Origin of the sequence: Kribbella koreensis (genome assembly GCF_039525325.1) — a bacterium.
Classification (GTDB): Bacteria; Actinomycetota; Actinomycetes; order Propionibacteriales; family Kribbellaceae; genus Kribbella; species Kribbella koreensis.
On sequence record NZ_BAAAHK010000013.1, the window covers coordinates 38,216 to 56,323 of the forward strand.

Sequence of the window (18,108 nt, forward strand, 5' to 3'; positions counted from 1 at the left end):
ACCTCGTGCCTGTTGGGTGCGGGGTGGTTTTGGCTTTGTCTGCGAGGATCAAGGGGTGAGCGATCAGTACGGCGGTGACGATCGGCCGGGCCCCTACCAAGGCGCCTTCGGCTCGCCCGGCCAGCAACCCCCCTTTGGCGGACAGCCCGGTTCCGGTCCCGGCCCTGGCCCGTACGGCGGGGCCTTCGGCCAGAACCCGTACTCGTCGGTTCCCGGGCGGGAGGCGGTACCGCCGAAGCAGGTGAAGATCGCCGCTGCGATCTCCCTGGCCCTCGGCGTACTCTGCGTCCTCCTCGGCCTCTTCATGCTCACCTCAGCCGGCACCGAGATCGCCAAAACCCTCACCGGCGACCCGTCGGCCAAAGGCGTAGTAGTCGCCGCCGTCCTGATCAGCAGCGCCCTCTACCTGCTCCCAGCCTTCTTCCTCCGCCACCGCCGCCGCTGGGCCCGCACCCTGCTGATCGTGGTCGCCGCCCTGGGCATAGCCGGCGGCCTCACCGCCCTACCAGCATCGATCCTCGGCGTAGCCCTCCACGCCACCCTCCTATACCTGATGCTCCAAGAACCCACCAAGCGCTGGTTCCAAGGCCCCCGCTGATGGAAATCTGGATCAACCCAGCCTGCTCCAAATGCCAAGCCGCCACCACCGCTCTAGACGAAGCCGGCGCCACGTACACAGTCCGCCGCTACCTGGACGACCCACCCACGGCAGAAGAACTAGAAGCAGTCCTAACCCGCCTCAACCTGGCCCCCTGGCACGTAGCTCGTATGAACGAACCAGCCGCCGAAGCCGTCGCAGCTCTCCCCATGGACGAGGCTCACCGCCCCCACTGGATCGCCGCCCTGATCGCCAACCCGATCCTGATCCAACGCCCCATCCTCACCACAGACAACGGCACCACAGCCATAGCCCGAGACCCAGAAACCCTCACCCGTCTCCTAGGTCCCTAACGCGCGAAAGCTGGGCCCCACCGTCCGGAGGGAATCCCAGCCTCACTTCCCACCAAGGAACCCGTGGCGAGCTGCCACAACCCTTGCACACAAGGCGATCGCGCACCAAGCCACCGGCGAATCTGCCCCACCCTGCCCCAGTCAGCACACAAGGCCGGGTCCACTCCTCCGAGCGGTGGACCCAGCCTTGTGTGCCGCGAGCACCAGAGCCCGTCGTCCGGCGGGAGTCTGGCTTCACTTCTCCACAAGGAGCCCTAGGGAGCTGGCAACAGCCTTACACACAAGGCGAATCGCCTGCCACCCATCCAAGCGATCTGCCCCGATCTGCCCGACTCCAACGGCCAGAAAGCCGCAAGGGCTGGGTCCGCCCCTCCCGAGGGGTACCCAGCCCTTGCCGACCGCGACCACCAGGGCCCACCGTCCGGAGGGAATCCTGGCTTCACTTCTCCACGAGGAGCCCCCGGGAGCTAGGTAAAGCCTTACATACAAGGCGATCGGTGTGCCATCGAGTAAGACGATCTGCCCCAAGGCTGCCCCATCCTGCCCACCGAGTGGCTCCCCCCAACGTCGGCTCAGACACTGCATCATCCCCAGATGCTCAGCAACCATTCGCCTGCTTCCGCTCTCTCCGCCTGGATCGACGAGTCGATCATCGTCGGCAAGGATCATCCGGGTGCCTACGCTCTAGCGTCGGTGATCACCGACGTATCCGCCGTGGATGACCTTCGCGATACCTTCCGGGCCTTGAGAGAAAAGAAGGTCGTCCGTCTCCACTGGGTTGCCGAATCGACGAAGCGACGCGACCTGATCACTCACACCATCGCCGAGTTGGACCTCGTCTCGGTCGTGGCCCTTGGTAAACCCGTTCACCGGCAAAAGCAGGAGCGCGCCCGACGATGCTGTATGGAATGCCTGCTGCATGAGCTTGAGGGCTACGGCGTCACTAGTGCCCGGCTCGAATCGCGCGCGCCCGCGCAGGATCGGCACGATGTGAGGCTGGTCGACAGTGCGCGAGAGAAGGGACTGATCTCGCGCGACTTGCTGGTCGACTTCGCTCGGCCGACTCATGAACCGATGCTCTGGTTGCCTGACGCGCTCGCCGGTGCGGTGACAGCAGCAGAGTTGGGAGAGCCGCGATGGCTACTCATGCTCTCCGAGTCGATTGACATTCGGCAGGTGAAGGTGCGCTAGAAGCGCGAAAGCTGGGCCCCTTCATCCGGAGGGAATCCCAGCTTCACTTCTCCACATGGAGCCCAAGGGAGCTGAGACAAGTCTTGCACAGGGGTGAGTGGGGTGTCACGTTTATTGGTGGGGCAGGTTGGGGCAGATCAGAGTTTGGTTAGGCGGGATAGGGCTTCCTCGAGGACTTCGGGTTTTTTGCAGAAGGCCCAGCGGACCAGGGGGCGGCCGGCTTCGGTGTTGTCGTAGAAGACTTGGGTGGGGATGGCTACTACGCCGGTGCGTTCGGGGAGCATGCGGCAGAACTCGATGCCGTCGGTGTGGCCGAGGGGGCGGATGTCGGTGGTGACGAAATAGGTGCCTTGCGGGCGGTGGACGCCGAAGCCCAGTGACTGCAGGCCGTCGCAGAGCAGGTCGCGCTTGGCTTGCATGGTCGAGCGCAGGGTGTCGAAGTAGTCGTTGCCGAGGGCAAGCGCTCCGGCGACGGCCGGCTGGAACGGGGCGCCGGAGACGTAGGTGAGGAACTGCTTCGCGGTGTTCACGGCGGTGACCACTTCCGGCGTACCGGTGACCCAGCCGATCTTCCAGCCGGTGACCGAGAAGGTCTTGCCCGCGCTGCCGATCGAGATGGTGCGGTCGGCCATTCCGTCGTACGCCGTGAGCGGCCGGTGCTGCAATCCGTCGAAGATCAGGTGCTCGTAGACCTCGTCGGTGATGACGACCAGGTCGTGCTCGACCGCGATCGACGCGATGCCGCGCAGTTCGTTGTCGTCGAGGACCGTGCCGGTCGGGTTGTGCGGCGAGTTGATCAGCAGCACCTTGGTACGCGGGGTGACCGCGGCCCGGAGCTCGTCGATATCGAGCCGGAAGTCGGGTGCTCGCAAGGTGACCGGTACGCGACGTCCGCCGGCCATCGCGATGCAGGCGGCGTACGAGTCGTAGTACGGCTCGAGTGCGATCACCTCGTCGCCTGGCTCGACGTACGCGAGCAACGCGGCCGCAATCGCCTCGGTCGCCCCGGTGGTGACGAGCACCTGCGTGTCCGGGTCATACTTCAGCCCGTAGAACCGCTCCTGATGCTCCACAATCGCCTGCCGCAAGGCCGGAATCCCACGCCCCGGCGGGTATTGGTTCGCCCCACCGCGGATAGCAGCGATCGCATCCTCCAGCAACGAATCCGGCCCGTCGGTATCCGGAAACCCCTGCCCCAGATTGACCGACCCAGTCCGCACCGCCAACGCCGACATCTCCGCAAAGATCGTCGTCCCCAGCCCCTGCAACCGCCCAGCCTGTCCACGCATGCCTCTGACCCTAACCCGACCCACTGGCTCTCGGCGGAAGCATCCGCACGGCGGGCTACGGCTCGTCGATGGGGACTTCGGGGTTGACCATTCGGGTTAGCCAGGCTCGGGCTGCGGCTCGGTCGGTGGGGGTGAGGGCGGACTCGAGGTTTTCTTCTACGGCTCGGACTTTGGGGGTTGCTTCGGCTAGGCGGGATTGGCCGGATTCGGTCAGGTAGATCTGGTGGGTGCGGCGGTCTGCCGGGTTGGGGCGGCGTTCCAGGAGGCCGGAGCGTTCCATGCCGGTGATCAGCTCGTTGGCTGATTGGCGGGCGGTGCCTACCTTGCGGCCTACCTCGGCGATGGTTTGGCCGGGGTTTTCGCGGAGGACGAGCAGGGTGCCGTACTGCTGGACGGAGAGGTCGTGCTCGGCCAGGGCGACGGCTACGGCGGAGCGCATGCTCAGCCAGGCGTGGCGGACCAGGAAGGTGACGCACATGCCTTCATCGACAGACTCCATGTCGCCATTCTGCCGCGCGCACCGCGGCCACCGAGAGTTCGCCCGAAGAGATTGACAGGTTCCTGTCGAGTCGTGCAGACTCGATCACGTCAGGACCCTGTCAATTGTAGGAGTCACCGTGCATCCTGTCGATCCTCGGCGGCAACGCCGGATTCTCTCGATTCTTGTTGTGTCCGCGATCCTGATCTGGATCGATTCGACCGTGCTCGGCATCGCGCTGGAGCGGCTCGCCGATCCGGTCGACGGGCTCGGCGCCACCCCGGGGCAGCTGCAGTGGGCGCTCGGGATCTACTCCCTCTTCTTCGCCACCGCGCTCTTCGCGGCCGGTGCGCTCGGCGACCGCTTCGGTCATCGGACCGTACTGATGTCCGGTATGGCCGTGTTCGGCGCCTCCTCGGCTTGGGCCGCTTGGGCCGACGGCCCGGTCTCCCTGATCCTCGCCCGCGCGTTGATGGGCATCGGCGGCGCCATGATCATGCCGACCTCGATGGCCATCATCGGCTGGGTCTTCCCGCCCGAACGCCGGGCCGGCGCGATCGCCGCCTGGTCCGCGTCGGCGGGTATCGGGGTCGCCGTCGGGCCGGTGCTCGGCGGGCTGTTGATCGACCATTTCTGGTGGGGTTCGGTCTTCCTGATCAACCTGCCGATCGTCGCGGCCGGCCTGGTCGGCGCCGCGCTCGTCGTACCGAATCCGCGCAGCCCGCAGCGTCGCCGGTTCGACCCGCTCGGCCTCGGGTTGTCGACGTTCGGGCTGCTCGGGGTGACGTACGGGCTGATCGAAGGCGGTCAGAGTGGCGGCTGGGGTCGCTGGCAGGTCTGGGGGAGCATCGCGGCCGGCGTACTGCTGATCACGGCTTTCCTGTACTCCGAACTGAAGGAAGCCCACCCGAGCTTCGACCCCCGCCTGTTCCGCAATCGCCAGTTCGCCGCGGGCAACGTGGGGATGGCGACCCTCTTCCTCACGATCACCGGGCAGAGCTTCTACCTCACCTTCTACCTGCAAGGCGCTCGCGGACTGACGGCTCTGCACGCCGGCCTGCTCTCCCTGCCGGGCGCGACCGGCGTCGTCATCGGATCCGCCCTCGGTGCGCGGCTGGTCCGCCGGTTCAGCGTCGCCGCGGTCTCCGGTACGGCGCTGGCCGTCTTCGCCGGATGCCACGTCCTCAACCTCACCTTCTCCGTCGACACGTCACTCGTCTGGTACTGCGTCGTCGGCGGCGTCGCCGGGATCGCGATCGGTACTGCGGTTGCGCCGACCAGTGCCGCCATCCTGTCAACGCTCCCGATGGAACGGATCGGCGCGGGGTCGGCCGTCAACAACGCGATTCGCCAGGTCGGCAGCGTGCTCGGGATCGCGGTCCTCGGCACGATCGTGTCGAACGTCTACCAGCATTCGATCGCCCCGTCGCTGGCCGGACTGCCGGACGCCGCCCGGGAGGCCGCATCTGGGTCGGCCGAAGCGACCCGGCGTACGGCGGCAGCAATCGGTCGCCCCGAGCTGGTAGGCCAGGCGAACGACTCATTCATCCACTCGATGCACGTCGCGGCGTTGTCAGCCGCCGGGTTCGCGCTCTTCGGCGCGATCGCATTGATCCTCGCCTTCCGCGCAAAGACAACGCCGGCTCAGGCGCCTGCGGCGCCTGAGCCGGCGGAGGTAGAAGGAGCGGCCGCAGCTGTGGTGGGGGTGACCGTGGAGCGAGCCGGATAGGCACCAGGGCTGCGTGGGCTGGATGACAGGCCGGCCGGCCCGCAGTGGCGGGCTGGTCGGGCGTGCGGTGGGGGTGAGGGCGGGCCCCCACCCCCACGGTGGTGGGCTAGTTCCAGGGGCTGGGGGCTGGTGGGGGGACTACCGGTGGGCGGTCTTCGCAGTGGCCGGGGGCGCCGGCGTCGGTGGTCCAGTTGCCGTCGTTGCCGGTGCCCAGGCGGACGTCGAACTCGGGAGTGCCGGTGAAGTGGAAGGTGCCGCAGTTGTTGACGAACGGGGCGCCGACGTTGCGGGCGTCGACGTTGTCGAAGGTGGCCCAGCCGCCGACCCGGGCGTTCACCACGTTGGTGCCGGTGCCGTCGACCTTGATGTTGCGGAAGGCAACGTTCGTCAAGGTGTAGTCGTCCTTGACCGGCCAGTCGACGACGAACATGAAGGCGTTGTACGTCGAGTCGAGGAAGGAGCTGTCCGTGACCTCGATCTTGCCCGACATGTTCGACTGCAACGCGTAGAGCCAGATCGCGCCCAGCCCGAGATCCCAGTTGAGATCCCGCGGCCCGCCACGCACCGTCGTGTTGCGAGCGAACGACAGCGTCCCCTCGAACGGCGTCGATCCGAACCGCGACCCGGCATGCAGCGTGCTGCCCTCACGAATCGGGTCGGCGACGAGGTTGTCGGTCACCGCGTTGTCGCGACCACCGTAGATCGCGATGTTGTTGGCCAGTACCGGCGTCTGCACCGTGTTGTGGTCATAGACGTTGTCGTGGTTGACCAGCCCGGCCGCGTTCGCCTCAGACCACATCGCCAGCCCGTCGTCACCGCTGTTCCGGACGAAGTTGTTGGTGGCCCGCACGTTCGAGACACCCAGATGCAGGTTCATCCCGTCCGCGACGGCGTCGGTGATGATGTTGTTGCGGATCAGCAGACCGCTCATCGGCCCGTCGAGCCAGATCCCGACCTTGGTGTGATGCAGGTACAGGTTCTGGATCGTCGACCCACCACCGATCGCACCGCCGATGCCGTTCACCTGATCGGTGTCGATCCGCTCGCGCACGTCGCTCTCGATCGCGAAGTCGGACAGATGCACCTTCGTACTGCCGCCGGCGTCGGCGTACTTGCCGTAGAAGCCCGGCGCGCTGTGCACCGACTTGTCCGGCGCGGGCTCCGCGAGCGGCAGCACTTTGCCCTTGATGATCGTCCACCAGTTGCCGGCGCCCTGGACGGTGACCTTGTCCACGACGATGTGCCGGTTGACCTGGTACGTACCCGGCGGGATGAAGACCGTCCAGCCGAGCTTCTTGGCCACCGCGATCGTCTTGTCGATGCCCGGCGCGGCGTCGCGTTGCCCGGTCGGGTCAGCCCCGAAAAGCCTTACGTCCAAGGACTTCTTGGGCTGCCGCAGCGGTGCAGCGACGAGCTCGAAGTCGGCGACGTCCAGTACGGTCCACGCGGCCGGCGCACCGGCCGGCAACTGGAAGCGGACCTTGTCGCCGGCCTTGTACGTCTTGCCGAGCAACAGCCGCTGCTCATCGTAGAAGTGGTTCGGCCGGAACGGCTTGGCGACCGGGTCCGGCTCCGGCTTCCACCAGCCGGGGATCGGGTCGACGTTCGGGTCGTTGGAGAACGGATACATGCCGTACAGCCAGGCGTACTCCGACGTCAGGGTCATCGTCTTGGTCCGCTTGCCGTTCACCAGCACGTCAAGCGGCGACCGCAGCCCGCCACCGGACGCCGTGTCCGGGATGCTGTACCGCAAGGTCAGCGCATTGGCCGGCTGCGACAGCGTGAACTCGACGTACTGACCGGCCTGGTTCAGCCGTACTGCGGTACGCCCCGACGCCTCGGCGGGCAAGGTGTACGCCTCGCGGCCGGGGCCGAGCTTCTCGCCGGTGGTGACGGCGTTCTCCGCCTCCTGCTCGACGAACGGAACGGTGGCGCCCCGGCCCTGGACCAGCGCCGGGTCGATCCCCGCGCGGGTCACCACCGCAGCGGGAGTGGGCTGCGGTGGATGATGACTGGACGTGGCGGCCGCGGACAGACCTGGTACTGCGAGTAGTGCGCCGACGACTGTGCCGATCACGACCGGCCGGCGGCGGAAGAGAAGCTGGGACACGGGCGACATCCCCCTCGAACTCACGGCCGCCCCACAGGCGGTGCCGTACTGAGCCCGGACACTACGCATGCCGACGTTTCTCTGCAAGATCTCGACAGATGGAAGAAAGTTCCGCACAAGACCTGCTCGTCGGTAGAGTGCCAAGCGATGCCTGAAGAGTCTCGGTGAACGCCCAAGCGCTGTCCCTGGTACTGGTCGCAGCCCTCCTGCACGCGGCGTGGAACTTCGCCGCCAAGCGGGTCCGCCACGGCGGGGCGACCTTCGTCTGGGCCTACTACACAGTCGCCGCGATCTTCCTGCTTCCGGCGCTGGTCATCACCTTGCTCGTCACGGATGCACGGCCGCACTGGAACTGGTTGCTGGCCGCTGCCGTCACCGCCGTACTGCATGTGAGCTACGGGATCGTCCTGCAGCGCGGGTACGACGTCGGCGACCTGTCCGTCGTCTACCCGGTAGCGCGGGGGACTGGACCTCTACTGTCCGTCCTGTTCGCAGTACTGCTGCTCCACGAGCGCCCGGGGCCGATTGGCCTGGCAGGTGCCGCGCTGATCGTCACCGGAGTACTCACCATCAGCAGTGGCGGCCCCCGGCGCGCCAAGGGATCTGCTGTGCGAGCAGGAGTCACGTACGGCGTGGCGACCGGCGCGCTGATCGCGGCGTACACGCTGTGGGACGCGTACTCCGTGACGACGCTCGCCGTGCCGCCGGTCATCTACTTCGCCGGTGGCTCCCTGCTGCAGAGCGCGATGCTCACCCCGAAGGTGCTCCGCGGCAAGGACCAGCTTCGCCTGCTGTGGAAGGAGAACTGGCGCGAGGTGCTGATCGTCGGCGCGCTCTCACCGGTCGCCTACCTGATGGTCTTGTTCGCGATGCGTCTGGCGCCCGTCAGCCTGGTGGCCCCGGCGCGAGAGGTCAGCATCGTCCTCAGCGGCCTGGCCGCCTGGCTGGTACTCGGCGAGGCCGGCGCCCAACGACGGCTGGTCGGCAGTGCCGTAGTACTGGCCGGCATCGTCGCGATCGCTCTCGCCTGAACCTACTATCGGCAGGTCAACTGGTACCTGTGGTCGACGTTGGTGTTGTCATTGGCACTGTCGATCACGAAGCTCTGGGTCAGCCCGGTGGGGTTGGCTTCATCGGAGAGGTCGACGGTCGTCTCGATGATCGTGTCGCCCTTGGGGAGCTTCAGTTCGACCACCGAGTTGCCCTCTTCTGCTGACAGGTCGGGGTCCGATTCCCAGTGGTACTGGATGGTGGTCGCCTTGTCGACGGTGACCTTGGCCTGGATCTTGACCGGACTGTCGCAGGAGATCCTGTTCGTCGTCGGCGCGACGAAGTCGACTTTGCTGATCTTGCCGTCGTCGCCGCCGAGGACGCTGATTCCGGCGATCAGGGCGATGACGGCGACGGCGGCGATGGCCAGGATCGGGACGTAGGGCGGCCTTCGCCGTACTGGCGGCTGGTCGATGAATTCAGGCTGCTCCAGCAGGCCGAGCGGTGGCTGTTGCGGTGGCACCGGGGCCGGCTGCCGGACCGGCATCGGGGCGGTGATCGAGCGGAGTGCGAACGGCTGGGCGGAGGCGAGCACGAAACCGGATTCGTCGGCCAGGAAGCGCTGGTACGTCTGCAGGGCCTCGATGTGGGCGGTCGCGAGATCGCTGTCGTCGAGGCCGATGATGTCGAGGCCGCGGCAGACGACGCCGTACAGGAGTTCCAGGGGGCGGCCGAACTCGTCGGTGACCGGGCCGACGGCCGGCGTACCGGCTAGATCGGCCGGGGTGAGCCGGTACGTGACGTAGGCCAGCGCGAGGTCGCCGGCGGCAAGGCCCTCGATGCGAGAGATCCGCGGCGCCGAGCCAGGTTGGTCACTGCTCGACAGTTGGCCCAGTGCGCCGTACTCATTGCTCTGGACCAGGAAGTCCGGCATGAGCAGGGACTGGTAGCCCTTGCGTCGGCCGCGCGCGACTAGGAAGGCCCATCCGGGTGGCGGTTGCTGGGTCACTCGCCCTGCCTTCCACTGAGCCGGGAGGCCGGTAGGCGCTGTTCAAGCCGGTCGAGTTCCGTGCCGAACTCCGCCAGGACTCCTGCGCGGGCAGCTTCGATGGACTGGGCTTGTGCTCGGTACTGCTGCCTGGCGCGACCGGCCTCGCGGACCTGTTCGGCGCTGGCTCCACCCATCCAGTCGAGGAACATGCCCATCACCTCCTTGCCGGACGAGCCGCCGACCACGTCTTGGAGTCGTTGGCGGAGCGCTGCTCCCGCTGGTACCGACATGAGGCCGTCTAGCGACGCATTCCCTGCCTGGGCGCGTCTGGCGCGGGCTTCTTCGGTGAGGCGCCGACGGGTCGTGGCGTCCAGCGACGACTCCACCTGGCGGAAGAGGTCCGGGAGGATCGCGGTGAGCGGTACCTCGACGTTGGCGGGCTCGACCTCGCCGCCGGGCAGCTTGAGCACATGACCCTGCTGGTCCATCTGGGCGAAGTGCGGGCCGACGGCGCTGACGGGGATCAGCCGGATGACCCGGTTCTCGAACGTGTGCGTCTGGATCAGGGCACGGAGATGGGCGGTCTCGAGCAAGGCGTTGCGGACGAGATCGAGGCGGGTGTTCTCGTCGGCGTCGGCGGGTTCGCCGAAGCCGCGGACGAGGTCCCACTTGGTGAGGACGAAATGGATCGGGCAGGAGGCGCCGGCCATGATGCCGGTCATCGGCTGGATCTGGCTGCGGAAGTACCGGCGGCCTGCCGGTTCGTTGCGGAGGTACTGCAGGACGCGGTAGCCGTCCAGCATGCAGAGCAGGCCGTGTGCGCCGCGAATCCTGGCCTCCAGGTCGCTGAGGGCGGTGGAGCCTGCTTCTTGCTCGGACTCCAGGAGCTCTCCGGCGTAGTCGAGGTAGCTGATCCTGAAGACGGTGTGCCTGATGCCGGCGTCGAAGGAGACGCAGTCGAAGTCGAGCTCTCTCGTCTCGCCGGTCCTGGTGCCGCGGGGCCAGGGCTCGGAGGTGTCGCTCACCTCGTCGAACACCTTGCTCAGGTAGACCCGGTGGGCCGCGTTGGTCTCCAGGAAGTAGGTCCGGCCGGGCTTTGGCACGTTGACGGTGTGGAACATGCTCGACAGGTAGACGGTCTTCCCGGACCCGGCGACGCCCAGTGCGACCACCCGGAAGTGCGGGACGGCCGGCGGTGCCGGCGCTTCGGCGGTACGCCGGGCTGTCGGCGTACCGGCGAGCAGGGTGACCGGAGTCCCTTGTGCTGTTGGGGTTGCGGGCCGGCGTACGGGCTGCGGTGGTGGCGCTGGGCGTGACGGTGCTGGGGCGAAGACGCGCGGGCGGAGCACGAACGCGTGGATGGTGCCGATGATGGCGAGCAGGAACACGAGCGCGGTCAACTGGATGCCCGAGCCGATGCCGATCAGAAGGCCCAGCCACACCACCGAGTAGATGACCGCTGCGGCTGTCGCGCCACCGTCTTTGAGCTTGCCCGCCGCGTGGATGAACGGCACCGGCGTCAACAACCCCAACGACAGAACCGGAATCAACGCCCAGAAAGCCGACCCGACCCCCAGCTGCCCCGCAGGCACACCCTGCGGAGCATTCGACCCTCCCGGCGCCCAGCCCTGGTTGGCACCCGGTGGCGGCACCGACGCAGCAATAGGCGCAACCCACGGAGGCACCGCCTGCGACGGCCCAGCAGGCGCACTCCGCAGAGGCACCGCCTGCGACGGCCCAGCAGGCGCACTCACCGGAGCTGTCGCCCTTGGCGGGACAGTCGGCGCACCCACAGGAGGAGCCGTCGTTGGTGGGGTGGTCGTCGCGCCCACGGGAGCCGTCGTCCTTGGCGCGACAGCAGGTGTATCTACCGCAGGTGTTGTCTGGGGTGGCGCTGCAGGTGCGCCCGCCGGAGGCGTCGTCTTTGGCGGGACGGCAGGTGCGTCCACCGGAGGGGGCGTCGGGGGCACAGCCGCACTGCCCGCTGCGGGCGGCTCCGGCTTCGTGCTCGCCGGTGGGGTTGCTGGCTCGGTGGGAGCGGGGGTGGGTTCTGGGGCAGGGGGTGGTGCGGGTGGGGTGATGGTGGCTGTTACGGGGATTACTTGTTGGCCGTTGGGGCCTTTCAGGGTGATGGTGCCGGTGCGGGGGCCGGGGGTGGTGGTTTCGATGGTGACTACGAAGGATTCGGTGGACTCCTGGAGGTGGATCCAGGGGTCGTCGGCGTGTGGGATGGCTGCGCGGGCGATCGGTGGGCCCTGGAGGCGGACCTCCTGCGCGGGGGAGTCCGCGCCTTGTTCGACCGAGGGGAAGGCGATCGAGGTCTGGGTGGGGTCCAGTGCGGCTTCGGCCAAGGCGGCCTTGGCCGGGTCTGCGACGTACTGGATGTCGGTGCGGGCGATCTCGGCCAGCGCCTCGTAGGCGCCGACCGCCGACGGCAGGTTCTCACTCAGCAGCCGGGTGCGGAGTTCGCTGACCGCACCCAGCCGGGAGAACATGTTGGGATCGGTCATCGCGGCTTGGAGGTCGGCCGGGATCGGCATCGGCTTGATCCGTTTGCGCCGGCTCCTGGCCAGGTACAGCTCGCCCTGCATCTCGACGTCGCGGCTCGGTGTCTGGTGCGGCGTCTGCGCGCGGACCCGCTCGAAGACGTAGTCGTACAACTCGTTCAGCGAGACCCAGCCGTCCTCGTCGCGGTCGGCGTCGCCGGTCGCCAGGCCCTCGACCAGGGCGGTGGTGAACACGGACGGCCGCTGGGTGTTGTCGTCGGCCAGCTGGTCACCCTCGAAGGCGTACTCGATCGAGCTCGACGCGGTGATCACCGCCCGGCCGCGGCCGCCGCCGACGCGGTTCTCCGGGAAGCTGTCGGCCACGTTCACATCGCCGCTCGAGCGGACCGTGACGCCCTTCCCGAACGCGCCGCCGTAGCAGCAGTCCAGCAGCAACACGATGCTGCGGGACCGGCTCGCCCGCATGCAGCGCTGGACGAAGTCGGCCGAGATCGCCGTCGAACTGAGCCGGTTCGGCCGGGTGTTCCGGGCTGCGAAGAACAGCTCACCGGACTCGCTCTTCAAGCCATGACAGGAGAAATGCAGCAGCAGTACGTCGTCCGCGCTGCTGTCGGCGAGCAGGTCCTCGATGTGCGTCTGGATCACGTGGGTCGGCTGATTGCGGACGGTCTGTACTTCGAACGCGCCGATCTGCCGGTCGCCGAGCACCCGCGCGAGCGCCTCGGCGTCCGCGGCGGGTGACAGCAGGTGCCGCAGTCCCTCGTGGTCGTACTCGTCGTTGGCGACGATGAGGGCCTTGCGCCGGCCGTCCATCAGCCGCCGGATCCCGTGTGCCGGCTGACGAACAGCTCGATCAGCCGGGTCTGTTCCTTCTCGGTGACCTCGGACAGTTCGAGCACGTCGCCTTCGAGCTCGAGCCGTACGGTCCGTTTGGTGGTACCGCCCTGGGACAACCAGCCACGGATCGCGGTCACCACCTTCCGGATGCCCTGGGCCGACTCGGACAAGCTGACCAGCAGCCCGCCGATCGCGAGCGCCTCGAACGCGCGGGCGCCAGGTGGTGGCGGCCCGGCGGGCTGCGCCGTGACGTCACCGACGCCGAGGTCGACCAGTTCTTGGCGCAGGTACCTCGTCAGTGTGTCCAGACGCTCGGCATCCGCTCCTGACTCGGACAGCTGCAGACGCAGCTCTGTCATCCGAGCCCACCCCCTCCCACTCGGTGGACCCCGCCGAGGCCCCCCACGGCGGATGAGATCCACATCACTCAGGCTAGTCCGCCTGGAACCTTCCCGCTACGCATCGTGAGCCAACCAAGTGGTCCCGAGCTCTGCCCGATCGGGCAAGTGGTCCTAGCGGAACTCGCTGAGGCCGACGAAGATGCCGTCCGGGCCGCGGAGGTAGCAGATCCGGACGATGTCCTGGTAGTCGGCGATCTGGCCGACGACCTCGGCGCCGTGCTTGCGCAGCCGGGCGATGGTGTCGTCGAGGTCGTCGACGGCGAACATGACGCGGTGCATGCCCACCGTGTTGTGCGGTGTGTCGCGCGGTCCGTCGCCGATCGGCGCGGGGCTCAGGTACTTCGCCAGCTCGAGCCGGCTGTGCCCGTCCGGGGTCTTCATCATCGCGATGTCGCAGCGGACGCCGTCGAGTCCGACGCACTGGTCGGCCCAGGGGCCCTCGACCTGCGCCTCGCCTTCCAGCTCCATCCCGAGTTCCTGGAAGAACGCGACGGCCGCCGCGAGGTCGTCGACGACGATGCCGGTGTTGTCCATCCGCTGAAGCGTCACGGTGGTGCTCCTTCTGGGGTCGAGCGGCCTGTCCTGGCCGCTGCTGTACCCATGGACGAAGCTGTCGGCGGCCTCTCTACATCCTGAGTTTCAGCCCTCGCCGAGCGCGACTTGCGGGTCGGGGCGAAGGGCGCGGAGCCAGAGTTCGGTCTGGGCGATGTGGGCCGAGGCGGCGGTCGCGGCGGCGGCCGGGTCGCGGTGGGCGATGGCGGCGAGGATCGCCCGGTGGCCGCGATCGCTGGTCTGCTTGATCGCGTCGAAGTCCGCGCCCGGTTCGAAGATCCGGTAGTGCCCGCCGCGGCCGCGGATCACGCCGGTCAGCGCGGTCACGGTCGGGTTGCCACCCGCAGTACAGATCGCGTCGTGGAACTCCGCGTCCAGCGCCTGGATCTCGGCCGCGTCGGTGGTCGCCTCCAACCGGTCGAGGATGTCGGTCAGCTGCTTCTCCAGCAGGGGATCCTGCCTGGCCGCGGCGGCTGCGGTGGCATGCGCTTCGAGCACCCGCCGTACTTCGAGCAGCTCCAGCACCCCCTCGAGCGGGATCAGCTCGACCGACAGCGAGAACCGGCTGATGATCTCGGCGGGATCCAGTGCGGAGACGTACGTGCCCGAGCCGTGCCGCGACTCGATCACGCCCAATGCCGCCAGCGAGCGCGCTGCCTCCCGCAAGGAGCTGCGCGACACCCCGAGGTGGTCGCAGAGCTCCGGCTCCGGCGGGAACTTCTCGCCCGGCCCGAGCTCCCCGGACGCGATCATCTGCCGCAGGCCGGCCAGCGCCTTGTCCGTGGCTGCCATCAGCACCTCCCCTGTGAGAACACCTTCAGAGGGTAAGTCCTCAGACCACTTGCGGTCACGTCCTCACTAAGTCCTTGTCGTCACGGCGTGAATCTGCGTAGTGTGCTGGGATCGTTCCGCAACTCATCTGATGTCAGAGCAAAGTCGTCCCCCTGGCCCACATCCCCTGAGGAGAAGTGCCAATGCGTTACCGACAGATGTTCGCACCCCTGGCCGCCGCCGTTGCCCTGGTCGCGGCCGCCACTGCCTGCGGCCCCGGCCCGGCCGAGAAGGCGCAGAGCGGCGGCGAGGTCAAGCTGCAGATGGTCGAGAGCCTGACCAACCCGACCAGGACCGCGCTGCTGAAGAAGCTGATCGCCGATTTCGAGGCGAAGAACTCCGGCGTCAAGGTCCAGCTGATCTCACCACCGACCAACACCGCGGACCAGAAGATCCAGCAGATGCTCCAGTCCGGCAAGGGCGTCGACGTGCTCGAGGTCCGCGACACCACGGTCGGCCCGTTCTCCACCAACAAGTGGATCTACGACATGGCACCCGACCTCAAGGGCTGGGACGGTCTGAACGCGCTGACCGAGAACGCGCGCAAGGTCACCGAGCAGGGCGGCAAGTCGTACATGGTGCCGTACGGCTTCTACGGCCTGTCGCTGTTCTACCGCAAGGATCTCGTCCAGCAGGCCGGCTTCAGTGGGCCGCCGAAGAGCTGGTCGGAGCTGGTCGAGCAGGCCAAGAAGATCAACGACCCGTCGAAGAACCGGTACGGCTACTCGTTCCGCGGCGGTCTCGGCGCGGCCGGCAACGCGATCGCGGTGATCTCCGGCTACGTGATCGACGACCTCAACAAGGACAACGCGTTCAAGCTGACCAGCGGCAAGACGATCTTCTCGTCACCGAAGGCGGTCGACGCGCTCAACCTGTACGTCGACCTGTTCAAGACCGCCTCGCCGCCGTCCTCGGTGAGCTGGGGCTACCCCGAGATGGTGCAGGGCTTCACCTCCGGTACGACCGGCTTCCTGCTCCAGGACCCAGAGGTGATCGCGACGGTCAAGGAGTCGAAGACGATCAAGGAGGACCAGTGGGGTACGGCGCCGTTGCCGGTCGGCCCGACCGGCAAGGCCGCCCAGCCGCTGGCCAACGCCGGCTGGGGTGTCGCCGCGGGAAGTACGCACAAGAAGGAAGCCGTGGAGCTGGTGAAGTTCCTGACCTCGGGTGACTCGGCGATGACGTTCTCCAAGGAGAACAGCCTGGTCCCGATTCTGAAGAGCGCGGCCGACGACCCGTACTTCAAGGACGGCCCCTGGGCCTCGTACGTCGCGATGAACTCCTCGCCGGACACCTACGTCGTGGTGACCCAGCCGCGCGGCGTGCCGTGGTCGACCGAGTGGGGCAACAAGGCCGACGCCGATGTCCAGAAACTCATCACCGGCAAGGCCCAGCCGGCCGAGATCCTGAAGAGCTGGGACGAGTACTGGACCAAGAAGTGGGCGGGGAACTGAGCCGATGGCTCTGACCGACACGGAACGCCGCGGCGCCGCGATGGCGCCGGTGCCGCGGCGGCCGGTCACCCGGCGACGGCAGTTCACCGGGCGGACCGCGCTCACCTTGTTCCTGTTCATGCTGCCGGCGATCGGGTTCGTCGGCATGTTCACCTACTACCCGCTGGCCAACGGCATCTCGATGGCGTTCCGCAACTACAACCTGAACGACCTGACCGACACCTCGTGGGTCGGGCTGAAGAACTTCAGCACCCTGCTGCACGACGAGATGTTCCGCGGCACGGTGAAGAACTCGGTCGTCTGGGTGGTCGGGTCGCTGGTCCCGCAGTTCCTGATCGGCTTCGCGATGGCGTTGTGGCTGCGGCGCAAGTTCCGGTTCCGCGGGACGTACCAGGCGCTGGTGTTCTTCCCGTGGGCGGTGTCGGGCTTCCTGATCGGCATCCTGTTCCGCTGGATGTTCAACGGCGAGTTCGGCGTCGTCAACGACCTGCTGATGAAGGCGCACCTGATCGTGGAGCCGGTGCCGTGGCTGGCCGACGCGAAGTACGCGATGGTCGCGGTCATCATCGCGAACGTCTGGTACGGCGTGACGTTCTTCGCGATCATGATCCTGGCCGCGCTGCAGTCGGTGCCCGAGGAGCTCTACGAGGCCTCGGCGATCGACGGTGCCGGCAAGGTCCGGACGCTGTTCAGCATCACCATCCCGTCGATCCGGACGACGCTCGCGCTGACCGTGCTGCTGCGGGTGATCTGGATCTTCAACTCACCCGAGCTGATCTTCGGGATGACCGGTGGCGGCCCGGCCAACGAGACGCACATCGTCACGTCGTACATGATCCAGGTGACCCAGGAGGGTGACTACGGGCGGGCGTCGGCGATGGGCGTGATGGTGGTCTTCGTGCTGATGCTGTTCGCGATCTTCTACCTGCTGTCGATCCGGCCCAAGAAGGCGATGCGATGATCCGCGACTACAGCACCGGCGGCAAGATCGCGCGGTTCGTCGGGCTCGGCCTGTGCCTGCTGATCACGGTCTTCCCGCTCTACTGGATCCTGGTGACGTCCTTCAAGGATCCCGGCGCGATCTTCGCCTACCCGTTGAAGTACTGGCCGGCGCAGTTCTCGCTGGACAACTACCGCGGTCTGTTCGACCAGTCGAACTTCGCCGTCTACCTGGTCAACAGCCTGATCGTGTCGACCGTCGCGGCCGCGTTCGCGACGGTGATCTCGCTGCTCGCGGCGTACGTGCTCGCGCGCTTCGAGTTCGTCTCCAAGGGCGCGGTGATGGGCGCCTTCCTGGTCACCCAGATGATCCCCGGCTTCATCGCGCTCGGTTCGCTCTACATCCTGATGACGAGGCTGTACCTGGTCGACAACCGGTGGGGCCTGGTCCTGGTCTACGTCGCGGTCTCGATCCCGCTCTGCACGGTGATGCTGCGCGGCTTCTTCGAGAACGTGCCGGCCTCGCTGGAGGAGGCGGCGATGGTGGACGGCTGCTCGCGGCTGTCGGCGCTGTTCCGGGTCCTGGTGCCGGTGATGACGCCGGGGATCGCGGCGTCGTACATCTTCAACTTCGTGAACTGCTGGAACGAACTGTTCTTGTCGGTCACGCTGATGAACAGCGACAGCAACAAGACGATTCCGGCCGCCCTGAACGGCTTCATCAGCAGCTACAACATCGACTGGGGCTCGATGTCGGCCGCGGCGGTGCTCTCGATCATCCCCACCATGATCCTGTTCGCCTTCGCCAGCCGCTACATCGTCGAGGGACTGACCGCCGGCGCCGTCAAGGAGTGAAGG

16 protein-coding genes are annotated in these 18,108 nt (G+C 67.3%); 8 read left to right on the plus strand and 8 right to left on the minus strand.

The genetic code is table 11. The features are described 5' to 3' along the window. Positions 1-55 precede the first annotated feature (55 nt). From ABD116_RS24265 to ABD116_RS24275, 3 genes are all read left to right on the plus strand, one after another. A complete protein-coding gene (locus ABD116_RS24265; protein WP_343974504.1) occupies positions 56-598 on the plus strand; it encodes a hypothetical protein in 543 nt (180 codons plus the stop codon). After that, a complete protein-coding gene (locus ABD116_RS24270) occupies positions 598-951 on the plus strand; it encodes an ArsC/Spx/MgsR family protein (protein WP_343974507.1) in 354 nt (117 codons plus the stop codon). Before ABD116_RS24265 ends, ABD116_RS24270 begins: the two co-directional genes overlap by 1 nt. Positions 952-1,545: 594 nt before the next feature. Next, positions 1,546-2,142, plus strand: coding sequence for a hypothetical protein (locus tag ABD116_RS24275; protein ID WP_343974510.1), 597 nt, complete (start codon positions 1,546-1,548; stop codon positions 2,140-2,142). Between the two features lie 137 nt (positions 2,143-2,279). Here ABD116_RS24275 and ABD116_RS24280 read toward each other — a convergent pair whose 3' ends face one another. Then, positions 2,280-3,431, minus strand: coding sequence for a pyridoxal phosphate-dependent aminotransferase (locus tag ABD116_RS24280; protein ID WP_343974513.1), 1,152 nt, complete (start codon positions 3,429-3,431; stop codon positions 2,280-2,282). 55 nt (positions 3,432-3,486) lie between these two features. Beyond that, entirely contained in the window at positions 3,487-3,930 is a 444-nt protein-coding gene (locus ABD116_RS24285; RefSeq protein WP_343974515.1) for a MarR family winged helix-turn-helix transcriptional regulator, read from the minus strand. A 118-nt stretch (positions 3,931-4,048) separates the two neighbouring features. Here ABD116_RS24285 and ABD116_RS24290 point away from each other — a divergent pair, with 118 nt between their 5' ends. Further along, positions 4,049-5,638 (plus strand): DHA2 family efflux MFS transporter permease subunit, encoded by a 1,590-nt coding sequence (locus ABD116_RS24290; protein WP_343974518.1) that lies wholly within the window; start codon positions 4,049-4,051, stop codon positions 5,636-5,638. Between the two features lie 106 nt (positions 5,639-5,744). Here the strand turns inward: ABD116_RS24290 and ABD116_RS24295 are convergent, their stop codons facing one another. Further along, positions 5,745-7,757, minus strand: a complete 2,013-nt coding sequence (locus ABD116_RS24295; protein WP_343976801.1) for a glycosyl hydrolase family 28-related protein — start codon at positions 7,755-7,757, stop codon at positions 5,745-5,747. 155 nt (positions 7,758-7,912) lie between these two features. On the opposite strand from ABD116_RS24295, the gene ABD116_RS24300 reads away from it, so the two are divergent. Next, positions 7,913-8,779, plus strand: coding sequence for a DMT family transporter (locus tag ABD116_RS24300; protein WP_343974521.1), 867 nt, complete (start codon positions 7,913-7,915; stop codon positions 8,777-8,779). Between the two features lie 5 nt (positions 8,780-8,784). Here ABD116_RS24300 and ABD116_RS24305 read toward each other — a convergent pair whose 3' ends face one another. The 5 genes from ABD116_RS24305 to ABD116_RS24325 all read right to left on the minus strand — a co-directional run bounded on the left by ABD116_RS24305 (position 8,785) and on the right by ABD116_RS24325 (position 14,818). After that, entirely contained in the window at positions 8,785-9,747 is a 963-nt protein-coding gene (locus tag ABD116_RS24305) for a hypothetical protein (protein WP_343974524.1), read from the minus strand. Next, on the minus strand, positions 9,744-13,049 hold the full coding sequence (locus tag ABD116_RS24310) for a caspase family protein (protein ID WP_343974527.1): 3,306 nt from the start codon (positions 13,047-13,049) through the stop codon (positions 9,744-9,746). The genes ABD116_RS24305 and ABD116_RS24310 overlap by 4 nt, the downstream gene beginning before the upstream one ends. Then, the gene (locus ABD116_RS24315; RefSeq protein ID WP_343974530.1) at positions 13,049-13,432 is read right to left on the minus strand and encodes a hypothetical protein; all 384 of its coding nucleotides are present in this window, start codon (positions 13,430-13,432) and stop codon (positions 13,049-13,051) included. The genes ABD116_RS24310 and ABD116_RS24315 overlap by 1 nt, the downstream gene beginning before the upstream one ends. 153 nt (positions 13,433-13,585) lie before the next feature. Continuing rightward, the gene (locus tag ABD116_RS24320; RefSeq protein ID WP_343974534.1) at positions 13,586-14,023 is read right to left on the minus strand and encodes a VOC family protein; all 438 of its coding nucleotides are present in this window, start codon (positions 14,021-14,023) and stop codon (positions 13,586-13,588) included. 90 nt (positions 14,024-14,113) lie between these two features. Then, entirely contained in the window at positions 14,114-14,818 is a 705-nt protein-coding gene (locus ABD116_RS24325) for a FadR/GntR family transcriptional regulator (protein WP_343974537.1), read from the minus strand. A 182-nt stretch (positions 14,819-15,000) separates the two neighbouring features. On the opposite strand from ABD116_RS24325, the gene ABD116_RS24330 reads away from it, so the two are divergent. Genes ABD116_RS24330 through ABD116_RS24340 form a run of 3 tightly spaced genes read left to right on the plus strand, consistent with a single transcriptional unit; the run spans position 15,001 to position 18,105 of the window. Continuing rightward, a complete protein-coding gene (locus ABD116_RS24330) occupies positions 15,001-16,311 on the plus strand; it encodes an ABC transporter substrate-binding protein (RefSeq protein WP_343974540.1) in 1,311 nt (436 codons plus the stop codon). Positions 16,312-16,315: 4 nt separating this feature from the next. Next, positions 16,316-17,272: a carbohydrate ABC transporter permease gene (locus tag ABD116_RS24335; protein ID WP_343974543.1), complete on the plus strand. Its 957-nt coding sequence runs from the start codon at positions 16,316-16,318 to the stop codon at positions 17,270-17,272. Then, on the plus strand, positions 17,269-18,105 hold the full coding sequence (locus ABD116_RS24340; protein WP_343974546.1) for a carbohydrate ABC transporter permease: 837 nt from the start codon (positions 17,269-17,271) through the stop codon (positions 18,103-18,105). Before ABD116_RS24335 ends, ABD116_RS24340 begins: the two co-directional genes overlap by 4 nt. The last annotated feature ends 3 nt before the right edge of the window (positions 18,106-18,108 follow it).

Excerpts from the sequence above, each read along its gene's own strand:
- ABD116_RS24270 (WP_343974507.1), top strand. The coding sequence starts at position 598 with ATGGAAATCTGGATCAACCCAGCCTGCTCCAAATGCCAAGCCGCCACC.
- ABD116_RS24275 (WP_343974510.1), top strand. The coding sequence starts at position 1,546 with ATGCTCAGCAACCATTCGCCTGCTTCCGCTCTCTCCGCCTGGATCGAC.
- ABD116_RS24280 (WP_343974513.1), bottom strand. The coding sequence starts at position 3,431 with ATGCGTGGACAGGCTGGGCGGTTGCAGGGGCTGGGGACGACGATCTTT.
- ABD116_RS24285 (WP_343974515.1), bottom strand. The coding sequence starts at position 3,930 with ATGGAGTCTGTCGATGAAGGCATGTGCGTCACCTTCCTGGTCCGCCAC.
- ABD116_RS24295 (WP_343976801.1), bottom strand. The coding sequence starts at position 7,757 with ATGTCGCCCGTGTCCCAGCTTCTCTTCCGCCGCCGGCCGGTCGTGATC.
- ABD116_RS24310 (WP_343974527.1), bottom strand. The coding sequence starts at position 13,049 with ATGGACGGCCGGCGCAAGGCCCTCATCGTCGCCAACGACGAGTACGAC.
- ABD116_RS24315 (WP_343974530.1), bottom strand. The coding sequence starts at position 13,432 with ATGACAGAGCTGCGTCTGCAGCTGTCCGAGTCAGGAGCGGATGCCGAG.
- ABD116_RS24325 (WP_343974537.1), bottom strand. The coding sequence starts at position 14,818 with ATGGCAGCCACGGACAAGGCGCTGGCCGGCCTGCGGCAGATGATCGCG.
- ABD116_RS24330 (WP_343974540.1), top strand. The coding sequence starts at position 15,001 with ATGCGTTACCGACAGATGTTCGCACCCCTGGCCGCCGCCGTTGCCCTG.
- ABD116_RS24335 (WP_343974543.1), top strand. The coding sequence starts at position 16,316 with ATGGCTCTGACCGACACGGAACGCCGCGGCGCCGCGATGGCGCCGGTG.
- ABD116_RS24340 (WP_343974546.1), top strand. The coding sequence starts at position 17,269 with ATGATCCGCGACTACAGCACCGGCGGCAAGATCGCGCGGTTCGTCGGG.